Origin of the sequence: Xanthomonas sp. SS (assembly GCF_014236835.1) — a bacterium.
Classification (GTDB): Bacteria; Pseudomonadota; Gammaproteobacteria; order Xanthomonadales; family Xanthomonadaceae; genus Xanthomonas_A.
This window is the reverse complement of record NZ_CP051190.1, coordinates 1,380,248-1,404,102: the sequence shown is the minus strand read 5'-3', so window position 1 is coordinate 1,404,102 and position 23,855 is coordinate 1,380,248. Positions and strand designations below refer to the sequence as shown.

Annotated in this window: 17 protein-coding genes; 6 read left to right on the top strand and 11 right to left on the bottom strand. The window is 70.0% G+C overall.

The window, feature by feature from the left end; all coding sequences use genetic code 11:
* Positions 1-81: 81 nt before the first annotated feature.
* The 4 genes from HEP74_RS05855 to pilG are packed head-to-tail and all read right to left on the bottom strand — an operon-like array spanning position 82 to position 3,472.
* The gene (locus tag HEP74_RS05855; RefSeq protein ID WP_185815604.1) at positions 82-2,118 is read right to left on the bottom strand and encodes a methyl-accepting chemotaxis protein; all 2,037 of its coding nucleotides are present in this window, start codon (positions 2,116-2,118) and stop codon (positions 82-84) included.
* 40 nt (positions 2,119-2,158) lie between these two features.
* Positions 2,159-2,689 carry a chemotaxis protein CheW gene (locus HEP74_RS05850; protein ID WP_185815603.1) on the bottom strand — a complete coding sequence of 177 codons (531 nt, stop codon included), beginning with the start codon at positions 2,687-2,689 and terminating at the stop codon, positions 2,159-2,161.
* Between the two features lies 1 nt (position 2,690).
* Positions 2,691-3,053: a response regulator gene (locus tag HEP74_RS05845; RefSeq protein WP_179566488.1), complete on the bottom strand. Its 363-nt coding sequence runs from the start codon at positions 3,051-3,053 to the stop codon at positions 2,691-2,693.
* Positions 3,054-3,070: 17 nt separating this feature from the next.
* A complete protein-coding gene (gene pilG / locus HEP74_RS05840; protein WP_003472648.1) occupies positions 3,071-3,472 on the bottom strand; it encodes a twitching motility response regulator PilG in 402 nt (133 codons plus the stop codon).
* 243 nt (positions 3,473-3,715) lie between these two features.
* On the opposite strand from pilG, the gene gshB reads away from it, so the two are divergent.
* The 3 genes from gshB (at position 3,716) to HEP74_RS05825 (ending at position 9,358) form a co-directional block, all read left to right on the top strand.
* Positions 3,716-4,666, top strand: coding sequence for a glutathione synthase (gene gshB / locus HEP74_RS05835; RefSeq protein WP_185815602.1), 951 nt, complete (start codon positions 3,716-3,718; stop codon positions 4,664-4,666).
* A complete protein-coding gene (locus HEP74_RS05830) occupies positions 4,663-5,544 on the top strand; it encodes an energy transducer TonB family protein (protein WP_185815601.1) in 882 nt (293 codons plus the stop codon). Before gshB ends, HEP74_RS05830 begins: the two co-directional genes overlap by 4 nt.
* A gap of 817 nt (positions 5,545-6,361) precedes the next feature.
* Positions 6,362-9,358, top strand: a complete 2,997-nt coding sequence (locus HEP74_RS05825; RefSeq protein ID WP_185815600.1) for a TonB-dependent receptor — start codon at positions 6,362-6,364, stop codon at positions 9,356-9,358.
* A gap of 63 nt (positions 9,359-9,421) precedes the next feature.
* Here HEP74_RS05825 and HEP74_RS05820 read toward each other — a convergent pair whose 3' ends face one another.
* The 5 genes from HEP74_RS05820 to mrcB form a co-directional block, all read right to left on the bottom strand.
* On the bottom strand, positions 9,422-10,339 hold the full coding sequence (locus HEP74_RS05820; protein ID WP_185815599.1) for an ADP-ribosylglycohydrolase family protein: 918 nt from the start codon (positions 10,337-10,339) through the stop codon (positions 9,422-9,424).
* Complete coding sequence (gene tsaB / locus HEP74_RS05815) at positions 10,336-11,037, bottom strand: tRNA (adenosine(37)-N6)-threonylcarbamoyltransferase complex dimerization subunit type 1 TsaB (RefSeq protein WP_185815598.1); 702 nt, start codon at positions 11,035-11,037, stop codon at positions 10,336-10,338. The genes HEP74_RS05820 and tsaB overlap by 4 nt, the downstream gene beginning before the upstream one ends.
* Before the next feature lie 77 nt (positions 11,038-11,114).
* Positions 11,115-13,115: a DNA repair helicase YoaA gene (gene yoaA, locus HEP74_RS05810; RefSeq protein ID WP_185815597.1), complete on the bottom strand. Its 2,001-nt coding sequence runs from the start codon at positions 13,113-13,115 to the stop codon at positions 11,115-11,117.
* A 162-nt stretch (positions 13,116-13,277) separates the two neighbouring features.
* Positions 13,278-13,802, bottom strand: a complete 525-nt coding sequence (locus HEP74_RS05805) for a tetratricopeptide repeat protein (protein WP_185815596.1) — start codon at positions 13,800-13,802, stop codon at positions 13,278-13,280.
* Positions 13,803-13,818: 16 nt separating this feature from the next.
* A complete protein-coding gene (mrcB, locus tag HEP74_RS05800; RefSeq protein WP_185815595.1) occupies positions 13,819-16,263 on the bottom strand; it encodes a penicillin-binding protein 1B in 2,445 nt (814 codons plus the stop codon).
* A 93-nt stretch (positions 16,264-16,356) separates the two neighbouring features.
* Here mrcB and HEP74_RS05795 point away from each other — a divergent pair, with 93 nt between their 5' ends.
* A complete protein-coding gene (locus tag HEP74_RS05795) occupies positions 16,357-18,453 on the top strand; it encodes a glycosyltransferase (RefSeq protein ID WP_185815594.1) in 2,097 nt (698 codons plus the stop codon).
* Between the two features lie 349 nt (positions 18,454-18,802).
* Here the strand turns inward: HEP74_RS05795 and HEP74_RS05790 are convergent, their stop codons facing one another.
* Together HEP74_RS05790 and HEP74_RS05785 are read right to left on the bottom strand one after the other, a co-directional pair.
* Entirely contained in the window at positions 18,803-20,215 is a 1,413-nt protein-coding gene (locus tag HEP74_RS05790; protein ID WP_185816519.1) for a hypothetical protein, read from the bottom strand.
* 179 nt (positions 20,216-20,394) lie between these two features.
* Positions 20,395-22,551, bottom strand: a complete 2,157-nt coding sequence (locus HEP74_RS05785) for a RelA/SpoT family protein (RefSeq protein WP_185815593.1) — start codon at positions 22,549-22,551, stop codon at positions 20,395-20,397.
* A gap of 210 nt (positions 22,552-22,761) precedes the next feature.
* Between HEP74_RS05785 and pqqA the strand changes: the two genes are divergently transcribed.
* Positions 22,762-22,887 (top strand): pyrroloquinoline quinone precursor peptide PqqA, encoded by a 126-nt coding sequence (gene pqqA, locus HEP74_RS22090; protein WP_206230721.1) that lies wholly within the window; start codon positions 22,762-22,764, stop codon positions 22,885-22,887.
* Positions 22,888-22,949: 62 nt separating this feature from the next.
* Positions 22,950-23,849 (top strand): pyrroloquinoline quinone biosynthesis protein PqqB, encoded by a 900-nt coding sequence (gene pqqB / locus HEP74_RS05775; protein WP_185815592.1) that lies wholly within the window; start codon positions 22,950-22,952, stop codon positions 23,847-23,849.
* Positions 23,850-23,855 lie beyond the last annotated feature (6 nt).

Here is a 23,855-nt window from a genome sequence, read left to right as displayed (position 1 = left end):
GCGTCGCCAGCGCGGCGGCGGTGAGCAGGGAGTGTTCACGGTACGTCATGTGCGCTTTCCTTCCACCCTGTTCCGATCCGCTCACGCCGGCAGCTTGAAGTCGGCGACCGAGCGCCGCAGATCCGCCGCCAGCTGCGCCAGCCGTCCGATCGATTCGGCGGTCTGGCCGGCACCCTGCGAGGTCTGTCCGGTGATGCGGCGGATCACGTCCATCGTCTGGGTGATGTCGGTCGCCGCGGCGGACTGCTGGTGCGCGGCGATGGAGATGTTCTTGATGAGGTTGTTGAGCGCGTTGGAGACGCGCTCGATCTCGGTCAGCGCGGTGCCGGCGTCTTCGGCCAGGCGCGCGCCGGACACCACTTCGGAGGTGGTCTGCTCCATCGAGCTGACCGCTTCGTTGGTATCGGCCTGAATCGTCTGCACCAGGCCTTCGATCCGGCGCGTGGCGCCGGAGGTGCGTTCGGCCAGGCGCTGCACTTCGTCGGCGACCAGCGCGAAGCCTCGGCCGGCCTCGCCCGCCGAGGCCGCCTGCACCGCGGCGTTGAGCGCCAGGATGTTGGTCTGCTCGGAAATGTCGTTGATCAGTTCGACGATCGAGCCGATCTCCTGGGTCGATTCGCCCAGGCGCTTGATGCGCTTGGAGGTTTCCTGGATCTGGTCGCGGATCTGGTCCATGCCCTGGATGGTCTCGCGGACCACGCCGGCGCCCTCGGCGGCGATCACCACCGAGCGCTGCGCCACTTCGGCCGACTCGCTGGAGTTGCGCGAGACCTGCTCGATGCTGGCGGCGATTTCGTTGATGCGCTCGGACGCCGAACCGATCTGCTCGGCCTGGTGGCCGGCGGCCTCGGCCAGCTGCAGCGCGGTGGCCTGGGTTTCCTCGGTGGAGATGGCGACCTTGGCCGAGGTGTCGTTGATCGTGGTGACCAGGTGGCGCAGCTCGTCGACCGCGTAGTTGATCGCGTCGGCGATGGCGCCGGTCATGTCCTCGGTGACCGAGGCCTTGACGGTCAGGTCGCCTTCGCCGAGCGAACTGATTTCGTCGAGCAGGCGCATGATCGCCTGCTGGTTGCGGCTGTTGTATTCGACCTGGGTCTGGTAACGGATTTCCTGGTCGCGGGTGCGGCTGCGCACCGAGGTCCAGACGAAACCGATGATCGACAGCAGCGCCAGCAGGCCGGATACCACGCCCAGCCAGAAATTCGGGAACAGGCGGGTGTCGCGGGTGGAGCCGAACGCGGAGAACGCGTCGAACAGCTTCTTGCTGTCGTCGAGCATCTTGTCCGAGCCGGCGGTCAGCGCCGCGGCCGAGGACTGCGCGGCGAACAGGCTGCGCGAGCTGGCCAGCAACGCGTCCAGGTCCTTCTTCATTTCCGCCCACTGCGCCTGCGACTGCTCCAGCGCGGCCAGCGCGGCGGCGTTGCGCACCGGCGCGATGCCCAGTTCCTCGTTGCCGTTGCGCAGGCCTTCGAGCATCTGCCCGAACACCACCGAGTCGCGCGCCAGCGCATCGCCGGCGCTGGCCGCGCCGCTGCCGCCCGCCCGCATCTCGGTGACGCGGCGGGCCATGGTGCCGGCCACCACCACCTGTTGCAGGGTGTTGTAGATCTGCGCGGCGGGCGCGCCGCCGACCGTCATCGCGCGCACCACCTCGTTCAACTGCGCCTGCAGCTGCGGCACGCCGCCGACGAAGCGTTCGGCGTTGCCGGCCAGCGCCAGCACCGCCGGCTCGCTGTCCACCACCTGCTGCGCGTTCTTGCCCAGCGGGGTCCAGGTGCGGTTGAGTTCCTCCAGCGGGCCGGCGATGCCGGTCTCGTTGGCGTAGCGCGCGTTGAGCGCGGCGACGGTGCTCTCCACCCGCGCCTTGGTCTGCTTGAATTGCTTGTAGGTGGCCGCGTTGCCGGAGACCGCATCGCGCCCCTGGTTGGCCAGCTGCTGCGACAGCACCTGCAGGTCGGCCGCGCCGGTGCTGGCGCCGGCCAGGCGGTTGCCCTGCCAGGTGGCCACGCCGGTATTGGCGCCGAACACGATCAGCGACAGCGCCAACAGGCCCAGCCAGAAACTCGTCCCCATGCTGCCAAGCTTGCTGGCCTTGGGGGCGTCCGGTGCAGTACTCATGATTCGACCTCGATCTTCGATGCGAAGGCAGGCCGCGCGCTCAGGCGGCGGCTTGACGGAATTCGGGTGTACGCGACAGCAGCGACAGCGAGAACACGCCCCAGTCGTGGGTGTCGCCGCGGAACGCGCGGTCGACGAAGTGCGCGTAGCGGCCCTGCGCCAGTTCGCCGGGTTCCACCGCCTGCGATTCGGCGAAGCTGCGCTGGCCGAACAGCTCGTCGATGGTCAGCGCCACGTCGCCGCCGCTCTGGCGCATGATCAGCACGCGCTGGCCTTCCAGCAGCGAAGTACGCTGGCCTTCCATGAACTGCTTCAAATCGACTACCGGAAACAGGTTGCCGCGCAGGTTGCCCACGCCCAGCAGCCACGGCTGCGCGCCCGGCACCGGGATGATCGGCGGCATGCGCACGATTTCCACCACCTCGCGGAAGTCGGACACCAGATGGCGATTGCCGACGCGGAAACCGACGCCGCGCCAGATGTCCTCGTCGAATTCGCGCTCGGGCATCTGCACCGCGTGCGCCAGGCTGCGCTGCTCGTAGGCCTCGAGGATGTCGAAGGGCGAACGCACGTCAGCCGACCAGCTGGTTGATGCGGGCGATCAGCTCGTCTTCGCGCGGCGGCTTGACGATGTAGTCGGTGGCGCCCTGGCGCATGCCCCAGACCTTGTCGGTCTCCATGCTCTTGGTGCTGATGATCAGCACCGGGATGTGCCGGGTGGCTTCGTCGCGCGACAGCGCGCGGGTGGCCTGGAAGCCGCTCATCCCCGGCAGCACCACGTCCATCAGCACCAGGCTCGGCGCCTGCTCGCGGACGATCTTCAGCCCGTCCTCGGCGTTGTCGGTGGCGAGCACCTCGTGCCCGGCTTTTTCCAGCCACTGCGTAAACACCGCCCGGTCGGTCGGTGAGTCCTCGATCAACAAGATTCGAGCCATGGTGCCTTTCCCCCTGGTCAGGCGTTGACGTATGTACGGATCGCGCCCAGCAGTTCTTCGCGTGTGAAGGGTTTGGTGAGGTACTGCTCGGAACCGACGATGCGCCCGCGCGCCTTGTCGAACAGGCCGTCCTTGGAGGACAGCATGATCACCGGCGTCGCCTTGAACAGCTGGTTGCCCTTGATCAGCGCGCAGGTCTGATAGCCGTCCAGCCGCGGCATCATGATGTCCACGAAGATGATCTGCGGTTGCTGATCGGCGATCTTGGCCAAGGCCTCGAAGCCGTCGGTGGCGGTGACCACCTCGCATCCCTCGCGCTTCAACAGCGTTTCGGCAGTACGGCGGATCGTCTTCGAGTCATCGATCACCATGACCCTCAGTCCTGCGAGTTCCCCACCCGCAGTCGTGTTTTCACTCATTCACTTGCCCCCAGGCGCGCGACGCTTCATCGGTTCCGACGTCGCTGCGAAACGACATGTATCCCAAGACCCGCTCGGACTGTCAAGGCCGCCGCCACGGCTCTGCTTTGTGTCACTTTCCAGCGCTAACTATGTCACAGTTTGATTGCCGCCGCAGGTCACCGCACGGCCCCGTGCCGCGGCCCTTGCGCACCCCCGCCGCCGACCCGCTACCATCCTCCGATCAGTCCCCCGGGTAACGCCATGTCGTTCGATGTCATCGTGGTGATGGATCCCATCGCCAGCATCAAGATTGCCAAAGACACTACCTTCGCGATGTTGCTGGAAGCGCAGCGCCGCGGGCACCGCTTGCACTACGTGCGTCCCGGCGGGCTGTCGCTGCGCGAAGGCCGCGCGCTGGCCCAGGCCGCGCCGCTGCAGGTGCGCGACGACAAGAGCGGCTGGTTCGAACTGGGCGCGTTCGCCGAGCTGGCGTTCGGTACCGGGCAGGTGGTGCTGATGCGCAAGGACCCGCCGTTCGATTCGGAATTCCTGTACGACACCCACGTGCTGAGCGTGGCCCAGCGCGCCGGCGCGCAGGTGGTCAACGACCCGCAGGGCCTGCGCGACTTCAACGAGAAGCTGGCTGCGCAGCTGTTCCCGCAATGCTGCCCGCCGACCCTGGTCAGCCGCGACGCGGCCGCGCTGAAGGCGTTCGTGCTCGAACACGGCCAGGCGGTGCTGAAGCCGCTGGACGGCATGGGCGGGCGTTCGATCTTCCGCAGCGGCACCGGCGACCCCAACCTCAACGTGATCCTGGAGACGCTGACCGACGGCGGCCGCACGCTGGCCCTGGCGCAGCGCTTCATTCCCGACATCAGCGCCGGCGACAAGCGCATCCTGCTGGTGGATGGGGTGCCGGTGGACTACTGCCTGGCGCGGATCCCGCAGGGCGACGAATTCCGCGGCAACCTGGCCGCCGGCGGCCGCGGCGAAGGCCGCCCGCTGAGCGAGCGCGACCGCTGGATCGCCGCCCAGGTCGGCCCGGAGATGAAACGGCGCGGCATGCGCTTCGTCGGCCTGGACGTGATCGGCGATTTCCTGACCGAGGTCAACGTCACCAGCCCGACCTGCGTGCGCGAACTGGACGCGCAGTTCGGGCTGAACATCGCCGGGCTGCTGTTCGACGCGATCGAGGCCTACCCGGCGCGATGAGCGCGGCCGCCGCGACGCCCGCGCCGCGCATCGGCGAGCGCGACCGGCTCAGCGCCACCCTGGTGCTGTCGCTGATCGTGCACGGCCTGCTGATCCTGGGGGTGGGCTTCGCGATCGACGACGACGCGCCGCTGATACCCACCCTGGACGTGATCTTCAGCCAGACCAGCACCCCGCTGACGCCGAAGCAGGCCGATTTCCTGGCCCAGGCCAACCAGCAGGGCGGCGGCGACCACGACAAGGCGCAGCGCCCGCGCGACAGCCAGCCCGGCATCGTGCCGCAGCAGCACGACGGCCTGGCGCCGCAGGCGCTGCGCGCGCAGACCGCGGCGGCGGCACCCGAGCCGACCCCGCGCGTGGTCAGCAGCGCGCGCGGCGAGCAGCCGCAGCCGGCAGCGCAGACCCAGCCGCGCACCGACGCCCCGACGCAGCCGGTGGATGCGCAGCGCGAGCAGCGCGATGCGGAGATGGCGCGCCTGGCCGCCGAAGTGCACCTGCGGTCGGAGCAGTACGCCAAGCGCCCGAACCGCAAGTTCGTCTCGGCCAGCACCCGCGAATACGCCTACGCCAATTATTTGCGCGCCTGGGTCGACCGCGCCGAGCGCGTCGGCAACCTCAACTATCCCGACGAGGCGCGCCGGCAGCGGCTGGGCGGCCAGGTGGTGATCAGCGTCGGCGTGCGCCGCGACGGCAGCATCGAGAGCAGCCGCATCCTGCGCTCCAGCGGGGTGCCGATGCTCGACGCCGCGGCGATGCGGGTGGTGCAACTGGCGCAACCGTTCCCGCCACTGCCGCATACCGAAGACAACATCGACATCCTGCAGGTCACCCGTACCTGGGTGTTCCTGCCCGGCGGCACGCTACGCGACGACCGCTGAGCGCGCGCGGCGACAAGCCCCTCTCCCATCGGGAGAGGGGTTGGGGTGAGGGTACGGTCAGCACGGATTGCTCGGCGGCACCGAACGTTTCGAGGCTTCGCCGTACCCTCATCCGCCCCTTCGGGGCACCTTCTCCCGACGGGAGAAGGGACAAATCGAGCCCCTCTCCCATCGGGAGAGGGGTTGGGGTGAGGGTCCGGCCGCCACGGACCGCCTGGCGGCAATGAACATTTCGAGGCTTCGCCCGTACCCTCATCCGCCCCTGCGGGGCACCTTCTCCCGACGGGAGAAGGAACAAATCGAGCCCCTCTCCCACCGGCGACCGAAGGGAGTCCCCGTGGGAGAGAGGGGTTGGGGTGAGGGTACGGCCACCACGGCTCGCCTGGCGCCGCCGAACATTTCGAGGCTGCGCCCGTACCCTCATCCGCCCCTGCGGGGCACCTTCTCCCGACGGGAGAAGGGACAAACCGAGCCCCTCTCCCATCGGGAGAGGGGTTGGGGTGAGGGTAAGGCCGCCACGGACCGCCTGACGGCACTGAACATTTCGAGGCTGCGCCCCGTACCCTCATCCGCCCCTTCGGGGCACCTTCTCCCGACGGGAGAAGGAGTTGCCCTCACGGCACCGCATGTACGCCCACAGCACAGATCGAGATAACCATTCGTGCCACCGACATAACGACGCGGCATTTCTGAATAGGCATCACATTAAGGTTAATGGTGGCGGGGAACGTTACCGCGCACACCGCATCGCCAAGGACGAGTGACTCGGAAGCCGGCGCGGCGCATCCCCGCCCCCACCACCCGAGCCGCCTCCTCCATGAAAAAGTCCCTCCTCCTTCGCAGGCCCGCCCTGCTCGCGCTGGCGCTGAGCGCCGCCCTCGCTGCGCCGGCCGCCCTGGCCCAGTCCACCACCGGCACCGTCGCCGGCCAGGCGCCGGCCAACGCGCAACGCGTGCAGGTGCGCAGCGACAGCGGCCTCAGCCGCGAAGTCGCGGTCGATGCGCGCGGCCGCTACAGCATCGGCCAGCTGCCGCTGGGCACCTACACCGTCGTCGCCAAGGGTGCCGACGACGCCGTGCTCGGCAGCCGCGAGGGCGTGGGCCTGACCGTCGGCGCGGTCACCGACGTCTCCTTCGCCGCGGTCACCAGCCTGACCGGGGTCACCGTCAGCGCCGACCGCGCCGCCGCCGCGATCGACGTCAGCAGCGTCGACTCGCGCACGGTGATCAACGCAGAACAGTTGCAGCGGCTGCCGCTGGGACGCTCGGCCGAGGCGATCGCGCAGCTGGCGCCCGGCGTGGCCGGCAACAGCGGCAGCGGCACCTATACCGGTCCGACCGGCGCGCAACTGCTCAGCTTCGGCGGCTCCTCGGCCGCGGAGAACGCCTATTACATCAACGGCTTCAACACCACTGACCCGCTGCGCGGGCTGGGCGGGCTGACCCTGCCCTACGGCAGCATCGACCAGTTGGAGGTCTACACCGGCGGCTACAGCGCCAAGTACGGGCGTTCCGACGGCGGCGTGATCAACGCGGTCGGCAAGCGCGGCAGCAACGAATGGCATTTCGGCGGACAGGCGACGTGGGAACCGGACGGCCTGCGCTCCTCGCAGAAGGACGTCTACGCGCCTGGCGACGGCAGCCTGTACCGGCCGGACAGCAAGAGCAGTTCCACGCTCAGCACGCAGAGCCTGTACGCGGGCGGCCCGCTGATCCAGGACAAGCTGTTCTTCTTCGGCTCCTACGAACTGCAGCGCCAGGACGGCGACAGGTTCTACGGTGCACGCGAGACCACCCCAGGCGAGTATTACTACGACTATCACTATCGCCGGCCGAGCTGGTACGCCAAGCTCGACTGGAACATCAGCGACAACCAGTTGCTGGAGATCACCGGCGCCTCCAGCCGCTACATCACCCGCGGCAAGTACTACGAGTACAGCGGCCACGACATCGGCGACCTGCGCGGCAGCGCCGACACCACCAAGACCGGCGGCGACCTGTGGACCGCCAAGTACACCGGCTACCTCACCGACCGCCTGACCTTCAGCGCCCAGTACGGCAAGCAGCGCACCGACGACTACACCGGCAACCCCAACTACAACAGTGGGCTGACTTACCTCAGCGGCACCTCGTTCCAGAATCCGGCCTACACCGGCGGCACCCCGATCACCAACGCACAGACCACCGCGCTGCTGATCGATCCCGACCGCGGCAACCGCACCGACAACCTGCGGCTGGACCTGAACTACGTCATCGGCGAGCACAGCATCACCGTCGGCATCGACAACCAGAACGCGCGCGCGCTCAACCGCGGCTCGGTGGCCTCGGGCGACGGGTACCAGTGGATCTACGGCCAGTCCAACCCGAACATACCGATCAACACCGGACTCGGCGTGCCGGCCACCGGCGGCTACGCCAACGGCGAGGACGGCTACTACGTGCGCCGCTACGTCTACAGCGCCCTGGCCTCGGTGCGCGCGGTGCAGCGCGCGCAGTACATCGAGGACAACTGGCAGGTCAGCGACCGCTTCCTGCTCAGCCTCGGCCTGCGCCTGGACCAGTTCACCAACTACAACCGCGATGGCGACGCCTACATCAAGCAGACCAGCGGGCAGTGGGCGCCGCGCCTGGGCTTCAGCTGGGACGTCGACGGCGACGCGCGCTTCAAGGTCTACGGCAACGCCGGCCGCTACTACCTGGCGCTGCCGCTGAATCCGGCATTCAATGCCGCCGGCGCGACCCTGGCGACCTCGACCTACTACACCTACGGCGGCATCGACGGCAACGGCTACCCCACCGACCTGACCCAGATCTCCGGCGCGGTCTCCTCCAACAACAACTACGGCATCCTGCCCGATGCCAAGACCGTGGCCACGCAGGGCATCAAGCCCTCGTTCCAGGACGAGTTCATCCTCGGCTTCACCAAGGCCTGGGGCGACAGCTGGGTCTACGGCGCCAAGGGCACTTACCGCGTGTTGCGCAGCGGCGTGGACGACTACTGCGACAGCGACACGGTGTTCGCCGCAGCAGCGGCGCAAGGGCATTCGGTGACCCTGGACAGCAATCCGGTCAGCTGCTGGCTGATCAATCCGGGCAAGTCCAACACCTTCACCCTGGTGGACACCTCGGGCAACTACGTCAGCGTGCCGCTGAGCAATGCCGAACTCGGCTTTCCCAAGTTCAAGCGCAACTACTACGGGCTCAACCTGTCGCTGGAGCATCCGTTCGACCAGCGCTGGTACGGGCGCTTCGACTACACCTGGTCGCGCAGCTACGGCACCACCGAAGGCCAGCTGCTGTCGGGCATCGGCCAGACCGCGGTGTCCACCACCCAGGCCTGGGACTACGCGCAGCTGATGGAACACACCAACGGCCCGCAGAGCAACGACCATACCCATCAGTTCAAGTTCTACGGCTATTACCAGTTCACTCCCGAATGGCTGGTGTCGGCCAATCTGAAGCTGGTGTCCGGCACGCCGTTCAGTGCGTTGGGTTCGTACGGCGCCGACCAGAGCGACCCGTCCGGCTACGGCATCGCCTACCACTACTACCAGGGCCAAGCGGCGCCTCCGGGCAGCCAGGGCCGCCTGCCGTGGCTGAAGCAGCTCGATCTCGGGGTGTCGTGGCGGCCGGCCTACGCCGACCACAAGCTGGCCTTCAACCTGGACGTGTTCAACGCCTTCAACGGCCAGGCCACGCTGTGGAAGTACCCGTATTCGGAAACGGATCCGGGCAACAGCGATCCGGTGTACGGCGCGGCGCTGCTGCGTCAGGCACCGCGTTCGCTGCGGTTGAGCGTCAGCTACGACTACTGACCGCGACTGCGCGGTCGCAACGCGGGGAGGCCGGCGAGCCATCGCCGGCCTCCCCGCATGCGTTCATTCCGCCACGCTGGCCTGGTGCAGGCGATCGGCCAGCGCCACGATCTCCGCCGCGTCCTGCACACGCGCGCGCCAGGCGGCGGGAATGCCGTCGATGCCGTAGAAGGCGCCGGCCAGCTGGCCGCAGATCGCCGCGGTGGTGTCGGCATCGTCGCCGAGGTTGGCCGCGCGCAATACCGCATCGGCGAAGCACTCGGTGGTCGCGAAACACCACAGCGCCGCCGACAGCGCATCGACCACGTAGCCGGTACCGCGAATCTGCGTTGCAGGCACCGCGGCATGCTCGCGCACGGCCAGCGCGCGCAGCGCCGGCGTGTCCAGCGCCACATCCGGCGCCTGCAGCACCTGTATGCGATCGCCGCCGAGCATGGCCGCGCGCAACTGCAACGCGAACAGGCGGCAGGCATCCAGCGCCTCGGCGGCGGCATGGGTGGTGCGCGAACTGTCCGCCGCGCGCTCGGCCAACACTGAGGGGCGATGCGCGTAGTACATCGCCACCGGCGCCAGCCGCATCAGCGAGCCGTTGCCGGCCGCGCGCGGGTCGTCGCTGCCGCTGAACGCCGGGCCGCCGTCCAGATAACGCTCCAGCGCCTGGCGCACGGTGTTGCCGATGTCGAAACACGCACCGGTACTGCTCAGGTAGCCATGGCGGTACCAGTTGCAATAGCGGTTCATCTGGTCCGCGGCGTCGAACCCTTCGCGGTACAGCAGGCTGTGCGCCAGGCACAGCGCCATCGAGGTGTCGTCGGTCCACTGCCCCGGCTGCAGCTCGAACGGACCGCCGCCCACCATGTCGTCGATCGGGGCGAAGCTGCCGGGCGCCTTGAATTCCAGCGTTGTCCCCACTGCATCGCCGACCGCCAGGCCCAGCAGGCAGCCGCGGAAACGCGCGCGTTCGCTCTCGGCCGCGCTCATCGTACGGCCCGCTGCGCCTGCTGCTCGGCCAGGGTCAGCGCGACGTTGTCGCGCAGATAGGCCGGCTCGGCGCGCTCCGGCGCGATCGCTTCGCCGCGCGCATGGGCGGCCAGCGCCAGGGTCAGCACGTCGGCGGCATGCGGCAAGGCCTGCGCATCGACGCTGCGCAACTGCGCATGCAAGCGCCGCTGCAGCGTCGCGTCGATGGCGGCGAAACCGGTGCCGACGCCGTGCCAGGGCGCGTCCGTCTGCGGCAGCACGAACGCGTCCGGGATCAGCACCTGCTCGGGCGTCAGCGCGCGCAGGCCATCGGCATCGCGCACGAACGCCGCCGCATAGATCTCGCCCATGCGCGCGTCGATTGCGGCCAGCACCTGCGGCGCGTCGGCCGGCGCGCGCAAGGCCAGCGCATGCAAGGTGGACACCGGCAACACTGGCAGGTCCAGCGCCAGCGCGATGCCCTGCGCCAGCGCGATCGCCAGGCGCACGCCGGTGAACGCGCCGGGGCCGCGGCCGAAGGCGATGGCATCGAGTTGGCTGCGGGCGATGCCGGCTTCGGCCAGCAACTGCTCGGCCCACGGCAGCGCCAGCTCGGCATGCCGGCGCGGCGCGAGCTCGAAGCGCTCCAGGACCTTGCCATCGACATGCACGGCGACGGAGAGGGCTTCTGTGGCGGTTTCGAAGGCGAGGATTTTCATTGGGGCCGGGATTGGGGATTCGGGATTGGGGATTCGAAAAAGCGCAGCGATGAGCAAAAGCGGATGCCGTGCGCCGGCTAGTCGAACGGCGACGACGCGACGTGTTCGTGATTATCCACCGGCGCGGCGGCGCCGGCGCCGAAGAACTGGCGCACGTCCTCGACATCGCGGGTGCGCGCGAACGGCGGCAGCGATTCCAGGAAGGTGCGGCCGTAGGATTTGGACAGTAGGCGCGGATCGCACAGCACCAGCACGCCGCGGTCGGTCTCGCTGCGGATCAGCCGGCCCACGCCCTGCTTCAGCGCGATCACCGCCTGCGGCAGCTGTTCGTCGCGGAACGGGTTGCCGCCGTCGCGGCGGATCGCGTCCAGCCGCGCCTCGAACACCGGATCGTCCGGCGCGGCGAACGGCAGCTTGTCGATCACCACCACGCTCAGCGCATCGCCGACCACGTCCACGCCTTCGCGGAAGCTGGCCGAGCCGAGCAGCACGCCGTTGCCGGACTCGCGGAAACGCTGCAGCAGGCTCGCGCGCGGCGCCTCGCCCTGCACGAACAGGGGCCATGGCCCGTCGCGTAACGCCTCGGCGGCTTCGCGCAAGGCGCGGTGCGAGGCGAACAGCAGGAAGGCGCGGCCCTGCGAGGCCTGCAGCACCGGATGCAGCGCGGCGATCAAGGCGGTCCCGAAACCGCGCGCGTTCGGATCCGGCAGCGCCGGCAGATAGCACAGCGCCTGCCGCGCCCAGTCGAACGGGCTGGGCTGCAGCAGGGTCATCGGATCGCTCAGGCCCAGGCGCGTGGCGATGTGCTCGAAATCGCCCTTCACCGCCAGCGTCGCCGAGGTGAACACCCAGGCCGCGTGTGACTTCTCGCGATGCAGGCGCAACGGGCCGGACACATCCAGCGGCGTGCGCTGGCAGCGGAAGCCGCGCGCGCTCAGTTCGTACCACAGCACATCGTTGGACGGCGGTTCCGGCTCGGCGTCGAAATCGGCGATCGGCGCGTCGTCGCCGAGCCAGTGGCCCAGGCGCGCGCGCATCTCCTGCGCGCGCGCCGCGCAGGCGTCGAAACCAGGCGAGGCCTCGCGCAGCGCCGCCAGGCTCTCCTGCAGCCGCGCCAGTTCCGCCAGCAGCGCATCGAAACCGTCGCGCACCTGCGGCTTGGCCAGCAGCCGCCATTGCGTGCCGCGGGTGGGCAAGCCTTCCATCGCCGCGCGCAGTTCGCGCAAGGCCTGCTCCAGCGCCTGCACCGGCGCCTGCAGGCTGGCCAGCGCACCGGCGACGTGGCGACTCTCGGCCAGGCAGTCGCGCGCCAGCTCCTGCAGCGGACGCATGCCGAAGCTCTCGCCGAAGAAGTTCGCCGCCAGTTCCGGCAATTGATGCGCCTCGTCGATGACGAAGACCTGCGCGCCGGGCAGGATCTCGCCGAAGCCTTCCTGCTTCAGCGCCAGGTCGGCCAGCAGCAGATGATGGTTGACCACCACCACGTCGGCGGCCTGCGCGCGCTGCCGCGCCTGCACCACGAAACACTCGCCCCAGAACGGGCATTCGGTGCCCAGGCAGTTGTCCATGGTCGAGGTGACCATCGGCAGCAGCGGCGAATCGTCGGGCAGCGCCTCCAGCTCGGCGATGTCGCCGAAGCGGGTGCGCCCGCCCCAGGCGACGATGCGCTGGAACTGCGCGATCTGCTCGCGCGAGGTGAAGCGCGGCTCGCCCTTGGCCTGCTCCAGCCGGTACTTGCACAGATAGTTGGCGCGGCCCTTCAGCAGTGCGCTGTTGAGGCCCACACCCAGCGCCGCGCGCACCCGCGGCAGGTCGCGGTGGTAGAGCTGGTCCTGCAGCGCGCGGGTGCCGGTGGAGACGATGGTCTTCAATCCCGACAGCAGCGCCGGCACCAGATACGCATAGGTCTTGCCGGTGCCGGTACCGGCCTCGGCGAGCAGCACGTCGCGCTGCTCGAACGCCTCGGCGATGGCCGCGGTCAACCGCAGCTGCGCCGCCCGCGGCACGAACGCATCCAGCTGGCGGGCGAGCGCACCGCCTTCGCTGAGCGCTTCGGTGCTGGCGTGGGCGAGGGACATTGGGGGCCGGGATTGGGGATTCGGGATTGGGGATTCGTTAGAGCGGCACGTCGGTTTCGCTATTTAGTGCGCCCACCGAAGCGGCGATATCGGCCCGCCACAAACAACCGAACCGCCGTCGCTTCTACCAATCCCGAATCCCCAATCCCCAATCCCGGCTCATCAATACCGCTTGATCCCCGCCACCGTGCAGCCCTCGATATGCGCATGCGCGGACGCCGCGTTCTCCTTCTGCCCGCGGGCCAGCCGCGATTGCTCGATGGTGGCCCAGTGGCGCCGGCACAGCGGGCCGGTCTGCGAGCCCAGGTCGACGGCGCGCTTGGCGAAGGCCTCGGCGCCGGCGTCGTCCTTCAGCAGCAAGGCCAGTTCGGCGCGGTCCTGCAGCAGCGCCGGATCTTCCGGCACCAGTTGCAGGGCCTGGTCCAGCGCCGCCGCGGCGCCGGCCAGGTCGCCGGCCGCGCGCTTGCGCTTGGCGCTGTCGCGCAGGTCCTCGACCTGCGGATCGCGCAACGGCTGCACGCTCAGTTCGGTGTCGTCGGCACCGCCGCTGGCATCGATCGCGGCGACGCGCTGCGCCGGGGTGGTGGTGTCCACCGGCGGCGGCGGGGGCGGCGGCGGCGCGCTGACGCAGGAGGCCAGCAGCAGGCTGAGCGCGGCGATGGCGACGGTGGGGGCGTATCGGGTCATGGCAGGCATCCGTGGATCATTGCGCCGGAGGGGTGGACGCCGCGTCGGCGGGCGGCGTTTCTTTCTTCTTGTCCAGGCCGAACCAGCTGCGCCAGCCGCCGCCACGGCTCTGCTCGCCCTCGGCGGCGGGCTGGCCTTCTTCGGGCAGCGCCTGCGGCGGCGCGCACGGCGCAAACGCCGGGGCGAAGCCGACCACGAACGGGAACTGGCGCGCGCCGGGGCAGCTGGGATCGGTGCTGTTGCTGCCGGCCGGGTCCATCCATTGCCAGTCGATGCCCTTGCCCTGCACCTTCAACGGCGAACTCGGCAGCCGCGCGAAGATGCCCGACCACACCCGCATCGCGCCGGTGGCGCCGTACAGGCCGGTCTGCTTGTTCTGGTCGTTGCCGATCCAGATCACCGCCAGATGATCGCCGGTGTAGCCGGCGTACCAGCTGTCCACGCCATCGTTGCTGGTGCCGGTCTTGCCGGCCGGGGTCAGCTTGCCCAGGCCGTCGCCGAGCAGCTGCCGCGCGGTGCCGTTGCTGACCACCTGCTGCAGCGCCAGCCCGACCAAGTTGGCGGCGACCGAATCGCCTTCCTGCGCCGGCGCCGGAGCCTTGTCGTAGCGCTTGAGCAGCTTGCCCTGCGGATCGAGCACGCCGCGCACCGCGTGCAGCGGCTGGATCTCGCCGCCGGAGGCGAGGAACTGGTACAGCTGGGTCATCGCGTACGGGCTCTGGTCGGTCGCGCCCAGGATCAGCGACGGATTGTTCTCGGCCTCGAGCCCGGCCAGCACCTTGATCAGCTGCGCCACCCGCTCCGGCCCGACCTGCATGCCGATCCGCACCGTGGCCTGGTTGTACGAATGCGCCAGCGCATCGACCACGCGTACCGTGCCGTGGCTGCGGTTGTCGGAATTGCCCGGGGTCCAGCGCTTGCCGCGGCTGAGCTGCACCGTCACCGGCGAATCGTCGACCCAACTGGCCAGCGAGTAGTGGTCCGGCTGCGCCAGCGCCAGCAGGTACACGAACGGCTTGAGCAGCGAGCCGACCTGGCGCTGCGCCTCGATCGCGCGATTGAAGCCGGGCTGCGACACGTCGCGGCTGCCGACCACCGCCAGCACGTCGCCGTTGTGGGTGTCGGTCAGCACCAGCCCGGCCTGCAGCGGCGGGCGCTTCTTGTTGGTTTCCAGCGCGGTGAGGGTGCGGGTCACCGCGCCTTCGGCATAGGCCTGCGCCGACGGCGACATGCCGGTCAGCACGCTCAATCCGGCGCCCTGCAGCGCGCTTTCCGGGTAGTCGCGCGCCAGCTGGCGGCGCACCAGGTCCACGTAGGCCGGGAAGCGGTTGGCCGCGACCAGTCCCGGATTGGCCGGCACGCCCAACGGCGCGGCCAGCGCCTTGCGGTAGGTGGGCTCGTCGATCAGCTCGCTCTCGCGCAGCTTGCCGAGCACGAAATTGCGCCGGTCCATCGCGCGCTCGGGGAAGCGCCGCGGATCGTAGTAGGACGGCCCCTTGACCAGGCCGATCAGCAACGCCACCTGCTCCGGCGGCAGCGAATCCAGCTCGCGCCCGAACCAGAATTCCGCGCCCGAAGCCACGCCGTGGATCGCCTGGCTGCCGCGCTGGCCCAGGTAGACCTGGTTCAGATAGGCCTCGAGGATGGTGCGCTTGTCGTAGCGCGCTTCCATGATCAGCGCGTACAGGATCTCGTTGAACTTGCGGGTGAGCGTCTGTTCCTTACCGATGCCGAGCAGGCCGCTGCGCGCCAGCTGCTGGGTCAGGGTGCTGGCGCCCTGCCGGCTCTTGCCGCCGGAGCGCACCATCACCCACGCCGCGCGCACCATGCCGCTGAGGTCGATGCCGTGGTGGTAGTTGAAGTCGCGGTCTTCCACCGCCTGCAGGCCGGTGACCAGCAGCTCGGGCACTTCGTCCACCCGCACCAGTCGCCGCTCTTCCTGTTTCTGCCCGTACAAGGTGGCGATGCGCGCCGGATCCAGCCGTGCGGCGGTCAGCGACTTGCGCGTCTGCGCATCGCGCAGCGCCGCCACGCGGCCGCCGGACAGGCTCACTTCCACGCGCTTGGGCGCGACCCGGCCGTCCACGTCGATGTAGCCGCGGCTGGCGATGACGAAGCGGCTGCCGTCCTGCTGGTAGGTGCCGGGGCGCTGCGCACCGGCATCCTCGCGGTAGCTGGCCGCGTCAAGTTCGGTCTTCAGCGTCTGCGCATCCATCGCCGTGTCCGGCGCCAGCCCCAGCGGGCGGGCGTAGACCCGGGTCGGAATCTGCCAGCGCAGTTCGCCGAAGCGCTGCGTCACCTGTTTGTTCAGATAGACCGTGTACGGGATCAGGAAGCCCAGGCCCAGCGCGGTGGCGGCTAGCCCCCAGGTGAGCAGGCGCCGGCGCCAGGGCGAGGCGCCGCTGTCGAGATCGTCGGTGTCCTGATCGTCGGTGTCGTTGTCGTCGTAGCGTCGTGGCACGGGGATGCGAGAATGTAAATTCCGGCGAGTCTAGCGCAGGCCAGCAGGCAGCGCGGCGCGGGGTCCCATTTGTTTAAGCTGGAGTTGCAACGGATGTCGATGTCCTGGGCGAACCTGCGCTACGCCCTGAACCGTTTTGCCGGCCTGCTGCGGCGCGGCCTGGCCAGCCTGCGCGCGCGCGGCTGGCGCAGCACCTGGCAACGGCTGCGGGTGCATGCGCAGCCGTTGCCGCCGCCGCGGCGCACGCTGTTCGCGGTCGCGCCGCAGCCGTTCGCCGCCTTCGCCGTGCCGGCCAGCGACGCGCCGCTGGTCAGCATCGTGATCCCGGTCTACAACCACGTCGCGCATACCCTCGCCTGCCTGCGCGCTCTGGCCGCGCACCCGCCGGCGGCGGCCTGCGAGATCCTGGTGATCGACGACGGCAGCAGCGACGAGACCGTGCACTGGCTGCCGCAACTCCAGGGCCTGCACTACCACGTGCGCAGCCAGAACGGCGGCTTCATCGCCACCTGCAACGACGGCGCGGCGCGCGCACGCGGCCGCTACCTGGTGTTCCTCAACAACGACACGGTGCCGCAGCCGGGCTGGCTGGATGCGCTGCTGGACACCTTCGCGCAGGTGCCGCAGGCCGGCCTGGTCACCGCGCAACTGCTGTACCCGGACGGGCGCCTGCAGGAAGCCGGCGGCGTGGTCTTCGCCGATGGCAGCGCCTGGAGCTACGGCCGCTTCGAATCGCCGGACGATCCGCGCTACGCCTACCTGCGCGACATCGATTACGGCGCTGGCGCGGCGCTGGCGATCGAGCGCGAACGCTTCCTGGCGTTGGGCGGCTTCGACACGCGCTACCTGCCGGCCTACTACGAAGACACCGACCTCGCCTTCGCCGTGCGCAAGGCCGGACTGCGCACCCTGCTGCAGCCGGCCAGCCAAGTGGTGCACGACGAGGGCACCAGCAACGGCACCGATACCGGCAGCGGCATCAAGGCCTATCAGGTGCGCAACCGCGGCGTGTTCGCGGCCAAATGGGCCGATGTGCTGGCGCAACAGCTGCCGCCGGGGACCACGCCGACCCCGGCGCAACTGCACCGGCGGCAGCGCCAGGTGCTGATCCTCGACGAGGCGGTGCCGCAGCCGGACCGCGACTCGGCCTCGCTGCGCCAGCTCAACCTGATCCGCCTGCTGCTGCAGGAAGGCGCGCACGTGGTGTTCGTGCCCAGCGGCCGCGAGTACGCCAGCCGCCACAGCGAGGCGCTGCAGCGGCTCGGCGTGGAGGTGTGGTACGCGCCGTACCTGAAGAGCGTGAGCGGATTCCTGCAGCAGCACGGCGCACGCTTCCATGCGGTGCTGCTGGTACGCCACCATGTCGCCCACGCCTGCCTGCCGCTGCTGCGCCGCTTCGCGCCGCAGGCGCGGCGGCTGTTCGATACCGTCGATCTGCACTACCTGCGCGAGCGCCGCGGCGCCGAGCTGGCCGGCGACGCACGGCTGCTGCGCGAGGCCGAACGCACCCGCGCGCGCGAGCTAGAAGTGATGGCCCAGGTCGATGTCACCGTGCTGGTCAGCAACGTCGAGCGCGAACAGCTGCAGCGCGAAGCGCCGCAGGTGCGCACCGCGCTGATCTCCAATCTGCACGAAGTGGCCGGACCGGGCCGGCCGTGGGCGCAGCGCCGCGACCTGGTGTTCGTCGGCGGCTTCCGCCATGCGCCGAACGTGGATGCAGTGCGCTGGTTCCTGCAGGAGGTGTTCCCGCCGCTGCGCGCGCTGCTGCCGGACCTGCGCTTCCACTGCATCGGCGCCGACATGCCCGACGACATCCGCCGTCTCGGCGCCGCCACGCCCGGAGTGGAACTGCACGGCTACGTGCCGGACATCGTCGCCTACATGGACGAGATCCGCATCGCGGTGGCGCCGCTGCGCTTCGGCGCCGGGGTCAAGGGCAAGGTCAACCTGAGCATGGCGCACGGGCAACCGGTGGTGGCCACGCCCTGCGCGGTGGAGGGCATGCACCTGCGCCACGGCGAGGACGTGCTGATCGCCGAGACCGCCCCGCAGTTCGTCGCCGCGCTGGCGCAGCTGTACACCGACGAAGCGCTGTGGAACACGCTGGCGGCCAAAGGCCTGCGCAACATTGCCACGCACTTCTCGCTGGACGCGGCGCGCGCCACGGTGCGGCAGGTGTTTCTGGACTAGGAAGACTGCGATTCGTTGGCGCCCCCGGCAGGGCGAACAGCAGCGGCTCTGGCGGACATTGGGTCATCGACACGATGCTCTTCCCGGTAACCCGTCGCGGCTGAAGCCGCTCCTACAGAAGCTTGCCGCGAACTTGCTGGGTGCACTGTAGGAGCGGCTTCAGCCGCGACAAACGAAGCGGTGGATCCAACGGTTTCGGATTGCGTCCGAAGAAGCGCAAGCAGTATGCCGGCCAGCTTCTGCAGGAGCGGTTGCGGCGTTCTCGGGTAATCAACCGCGACAGAAACAGCAAGCTTCGGCGTCGCTGGCACTGGAGCCTCCTGCAAGGTCGGGCGCGACACAAAACCGCTCAACGCCCAGGCGACAGACTACGTAAGCGATGCTCGAACGCGGCCAGTTCCGGCGTGCCCGGATCGATCGCGCGGGCGCGGCGCAGGGCTTCGCGCGCGAAGTCGGCATCGCCGGCGCTCAGGCGCTCGTCGCCGACCGCGAGCCAGCGCTGCGCCAGGCGCCGGCGTGCCGCGGCCACGCCGTTGCCGCCCGGCGCCAGCGCATGCCAGGCGTCATAGCACGCGCTCGCCGCCAGCACCCGATTGCCGCGCAACTCGTCGTCGAAGCAGCGCCGCAGCGCCGCCAGCACGCGCTGCTCGGCACTGCGCACGCGCACATCGCGTGGCGCCAGCACCTGCGCCGCTTGCAGCGCGTCGTAGGCACTGCTGCCGGGCGGGGTCAGCCAGTCGCCGCGCGCCTCGGCCGCCTGCAGCTCGGTCAGCAACGCCTGCAGACGCCGCGCGCGCGCGGCAGGCGACAGCGGCGAGTGCAGCGTGGCCTGGCTCTGCCGCGCACGCGTCAGCGCCTGCCGCGCGTCGGCCAGCGCACGGTTGTCGGGCGCTATCGCCTGCCCCTTCTGCAGCGCGCGCTCGGCCTCGGCGAAACGGAAATCGGCAGCGGCGCGCGTGGCCTGCGCCGCATATGCCGCGGCCACGCGTTCCTCGCCATCGCGCGCGCCGGCGGCATCGGGGGCCGCGGCGCGCAGCTTGGCCAGGGCGCGCGCCGCGGCGTCCGGCCGCTGCCGGCGCAGCGCGGCATCGGCTTCGCGCTGCAAGGCTTCCAGTGCGCGATTGAGCGCCGCCTGCGCCGCCGGCAGGTCGACGTGCCCAGGGTCGTAGTCGCGGGCGCTGTCCACCAGCGCCGCGGCCGCCGCCACGTCGCCACGCGCCAGCGCCGCCTGCGCGCGCTGCAGCAATTCCGACAAGGCATCCTCGCGACCTTCCAGCGCCTCGGTCCGTTCCGGGGCGAACTCCAGCACCTGCCGGTACAGCGGCAGCGCCGCGTCGGGCGTGCCGTCCAGGCGGCCCTCGCGCTGGGCCTGCGCCGCCTTTTGCAGCAATTGGTCGAGCCCGGCATGCGCGGCCTCGCGCTGACGCAAGGCGGCGTCGATGCGATCGGCATCGGCGCGCGGTACCTGCAGCGCGCGCGCCAGCGCCAACGCCGAGCGCACCTGCGCATAGCGCCCGGCGGCCAGCGCCGCACGCGCCTGGCCGAGCGCGGCGCGGCCGGTCGCGGCCAGCCCGGCCCGCGCCTGCAGGCGGTCGCCGTCCAGCGCCAGCGCCGCCTCGTAGCGCTCGCGCGCGCCGCTGCCGTCGGCCGCGCTGAGGCGGCCGGCGCGCAATGCGGCGTTGCCCTGGTCGAGCAGTTGCTGGATACGCGTTTCCGGCCACAGCAGATCGGCCAGCGGGCGGCGGAACACCACCAGGGTCATCGCCACCAGCAGCAAGGCCGCCAGCGCCCAACGCCAGACACGACGGTCGCGCCACAGCGGCACCGACCGTTGCGGGCGCCGGCGTTCGTCCTTGATCTGATCTGGCGGCTTGCTCACCGCGCAAGCTTAGCGTGCGTGCATGGCAAGACCATGCATGCGCACGCAGCGCGTGGCCCGGGTCAACCCAGGCGCCGCGCCTCGTCCACCCCGGGCAGCGCGTCGAGCTTGCCGAGCAAGGTGGACAGCTGCCCGTAGTCGCCGACCTTCAGCCGCAGCCGCAACTGGGTGCGGCCGCTGTCGCGCACGTTGTCGCTGTTGATCTCCAGCACGTGCGCGTCCTCCTGCGCGATCAGGTTGGTGATGTCCTTGAGCAGCCAGCGCCGGTCCATCGCCCGCACCAGCACGTCCACCTCGTAGCCGCCGCCGGCCTGGCCCCACTCCACCGGCAGCACCCGTTGCGGGTTGCTGGCGGCGAGCCGGGCGAAGGACGCGCAATCGACGCGGTGCACGGTGACGCCGCGGGTGCGGGTCAGGTAGCCGGCGATCGGCTCGCCGGCCACCGGCTGGCAGCAGCGCGCCAGCTGCACCAGCAGGTTGCCCACGCCCTGCACGGTGAACTTGGACTTGGCCAGGCCGCTGCGGCGCGCGGTCGGCCGCGGCAGCGCCGGCGCGGACGGCTGCGCCGCGGCGCGTTCGGCCTCGTGCAGGGCGCGGCCGACCTGGCTGGGGCCGACGTCGCCCAGCGCGACCTGGATGTACAGCTCCTCGATGCCGTCGGCATGGAACTTCTTCGCCGCTGGCAGCAGATCGGCATGCTGCAGGCCCAGGCGCTTGAGTTCGCGCTCGAGCAGGTCCTTGCCGGCTTGCACGTTGCGCGCGCGGTCGAGCTTGTGGAACCAGGCGCGCACCTTGTCGCGCGAGCGGCCGCTGGCCAGGTAGCCGTTGGCCGGCAGCAGCCAGTCGCGGCGCGGCTCGGCCTCCTTGCCGGTCAGGATCTCGACGCGGTCGCCGCTGCGCAGCTTGTGGGTCAGCGGCACGATGCGGTTGTTGACCTTGGCGCCGCGGCAGCGGTGCCCGACCATGGTGTGCACGTGGTAGGCGAAATCCAGCGGCGTGGCGCCCTGCGGCAGGTCGATCACCTCGCCCATCGGAGTCAGCGCATACACCCGGTCCTCGACCAGTTCGGCGTCGAGCGCGCCGGCCAGCCCGCCCTGCTCGCCGTCCTGCGACTGCTCCAGCAGCTGCCGCATCCAGGTGATCTTGCGGTCGAACGCCTTCTCCGCGCCCTTGCCGCCTTCCTTGTACTTCCAGTGCGCGGCCACGCCCAGCTCGGCCTGCGCGTGCATCTCGTGGGTACGGATCTGCACCTCGATCGTGCGCCCTTCCGGGCCGACCACGGCGGTGTGCAGCGAGCGGTAGTCGTTGGCCTTGGGCCGGGCGATGTAGTCGTCGAACTCGCTGGGCACCGGCGCCCACAGCGCGTGCACCACGCCCAGCGCGGCGTAGCAGGCGGCGACGTCGTCGACCATCACCCGCACCGCGCGCAGGTCGTACAGTTGGTCGAAGGCCAGCCGCTTCTTCTGCATCTTCCGCCAGATGCTGTAGATGTGCTTGGGCCGGCCGCTGATCTCCGCCTGCAGGCCCTGCTCGCCCAGCGCCTTGGACAGGAGCTTCTTGACCGTTTCGATGTAGCGCTCGCGCGCCACCCGGCTCTCGTCCACCTCGCGCGCGATGCGCCGGTAGGTGTCCGGCTCCAGATGGCGGAACGCCAGGTCCTCCAGTTCCCATTTCAGCTGCCAGATGCCCAGCCGGTTGGCCAGCGGCGCGTGGATGTCGCGGGTCAGCTGCGCCAGCGCGCGGCGCTGCGCTTCGGGCAGCTTGTCGGCCACGCGCATCTTCGCCAGCTGCCGCGCCAGCAGGATCGGCACCACGCGCAGGTCCTGCACGATCGACAGCAGCAGCCGGCGCAGGCCTTCGCTATTGCGCCCGGCCTCGCGCCCGGCGTGCAGCGCCCAGACCTGGTCGGCCGCGTCCTGGCCGTCGAGCAGGCCGACCACCGCCTGCGCCCGCGCCGGCGGCGCCACCGGCAATTGCGCCAGCTGCGCGCGCAAGCCGGGCAGGTCGAACAGCAGCGCGGCCAGCAGCGCCGCTTCGTCGGCGGACAGCAGCGCCAGCGCGTCCAGCGTATCGGCCAGCACCGGCCATGGCGCGCGCGCGGTCTGTTCCGGCTGCGCCTGCCAGGCCTGCAGCAGTGCCTCGCGCAGCGCGGGCGCCAGCGCAGCGGCGGCCGGACGCTGCAGCAGCGCCTCCAGGCCGGGATGGGGAGAGTGATTCAAGGACGGATGGTCGTGACGAAGCGGTGCTGCCTACACTAGCGCGCTTGCGCGCCTGCCCACAATTGCGCGCCACGCGGACCGCCGCGACCGCATACGCACCGGAAGCTCATTGTGACCGGCTTGCGACTTGGCCGGCCTTACCGGAAATTTCACATCACCCGTAAAGGGCAAGCCTATTCTCGAAACCGACGCCGCGCTCCGCTGAAACCGATGTCGCCGTCGTCGCCCTGTGATCCCACCCGAAGAGGAACGCCCATGAAGAAGTGGAACAAGCCTGTGATCCGCGAAATCTGCGTCGGTGCGGAAATCAACTGTTACGCCTCCGGCGAGCTTTGATCGCGTGACGCCCCGTTCCCGAGACGATGTGTGACCGGCCAGGCGCCGTAGACGGAGGCCGGATGCACCTCATCGTATTGGGATCGGCGGCCGGCGGCGGGCACCCGCAATGGAACTGCCACACACCCGCGAGCCTGCGGGCATGGCAACAGCTTGCGGGTGCCCAACGTCGTACCCAGGCCAGCATCGCGGTCAGCGCCGACAACCAGCGCTGGCTGTTGATCAACGCCTCCCCCGATTTCCGCCAGCAACTGCTGGCGACCCCGGCGCTGTGGCCGCAACGCGACCTGCGCCATTCCCCGATCGAAGCCGTGCTGCTGACCAGCGGCGAGATCGACCATATCGCCGGGCTGCTGTCGATGCGCGAAAGCCAGCGCTTCGACCTGCATGCCAGCGGCCGCGTGCTCGACCTGCTGGCGCAGAATCCGATCTTCGACGCGCTGCACCCGGCCTACGTGCAGCGCCATGCCTTCGCCCTGGACACGCCGCTGTCGTTGCTCGGCCTGCAGGTGACCCCGTTCGCGGTGCCGGGCAAGGTGCCGTTGTTCATGGAAAGCCGCCACAGCGGCGACCTGGCCGGCTCCGACGAGGAGACCCTGGGGCTGACCATCGACGATGGCCGCCATCGCTTCCATTACATTCCCGGCTGCGCAGCCGTGACCGACGCGCTGCGGACGCGCCTGCGCGGCGCCGAACTGGTGTTCTTCGACGGCACCCTGTGGCGCGACGACGAACTGGTGCAGCTCGGGGTCAGCGCCAAGACCGGCCAGCGCATGGGCCACCTCAGCATCGACGGCGAGGCCGGCACGCTGAGTGCGTTCGCCGACCTGGACGTGGCACGCAAGGTCTTCATCCACATCAACACCACCAACCCGATCCTCGACGCCGGCTCGGCCGAGCGCGCGGCGGTGGCCGCGCACGGCTGGGACGTCGCCCACGACGGCATGGCCATCACCCTGTGAACACTC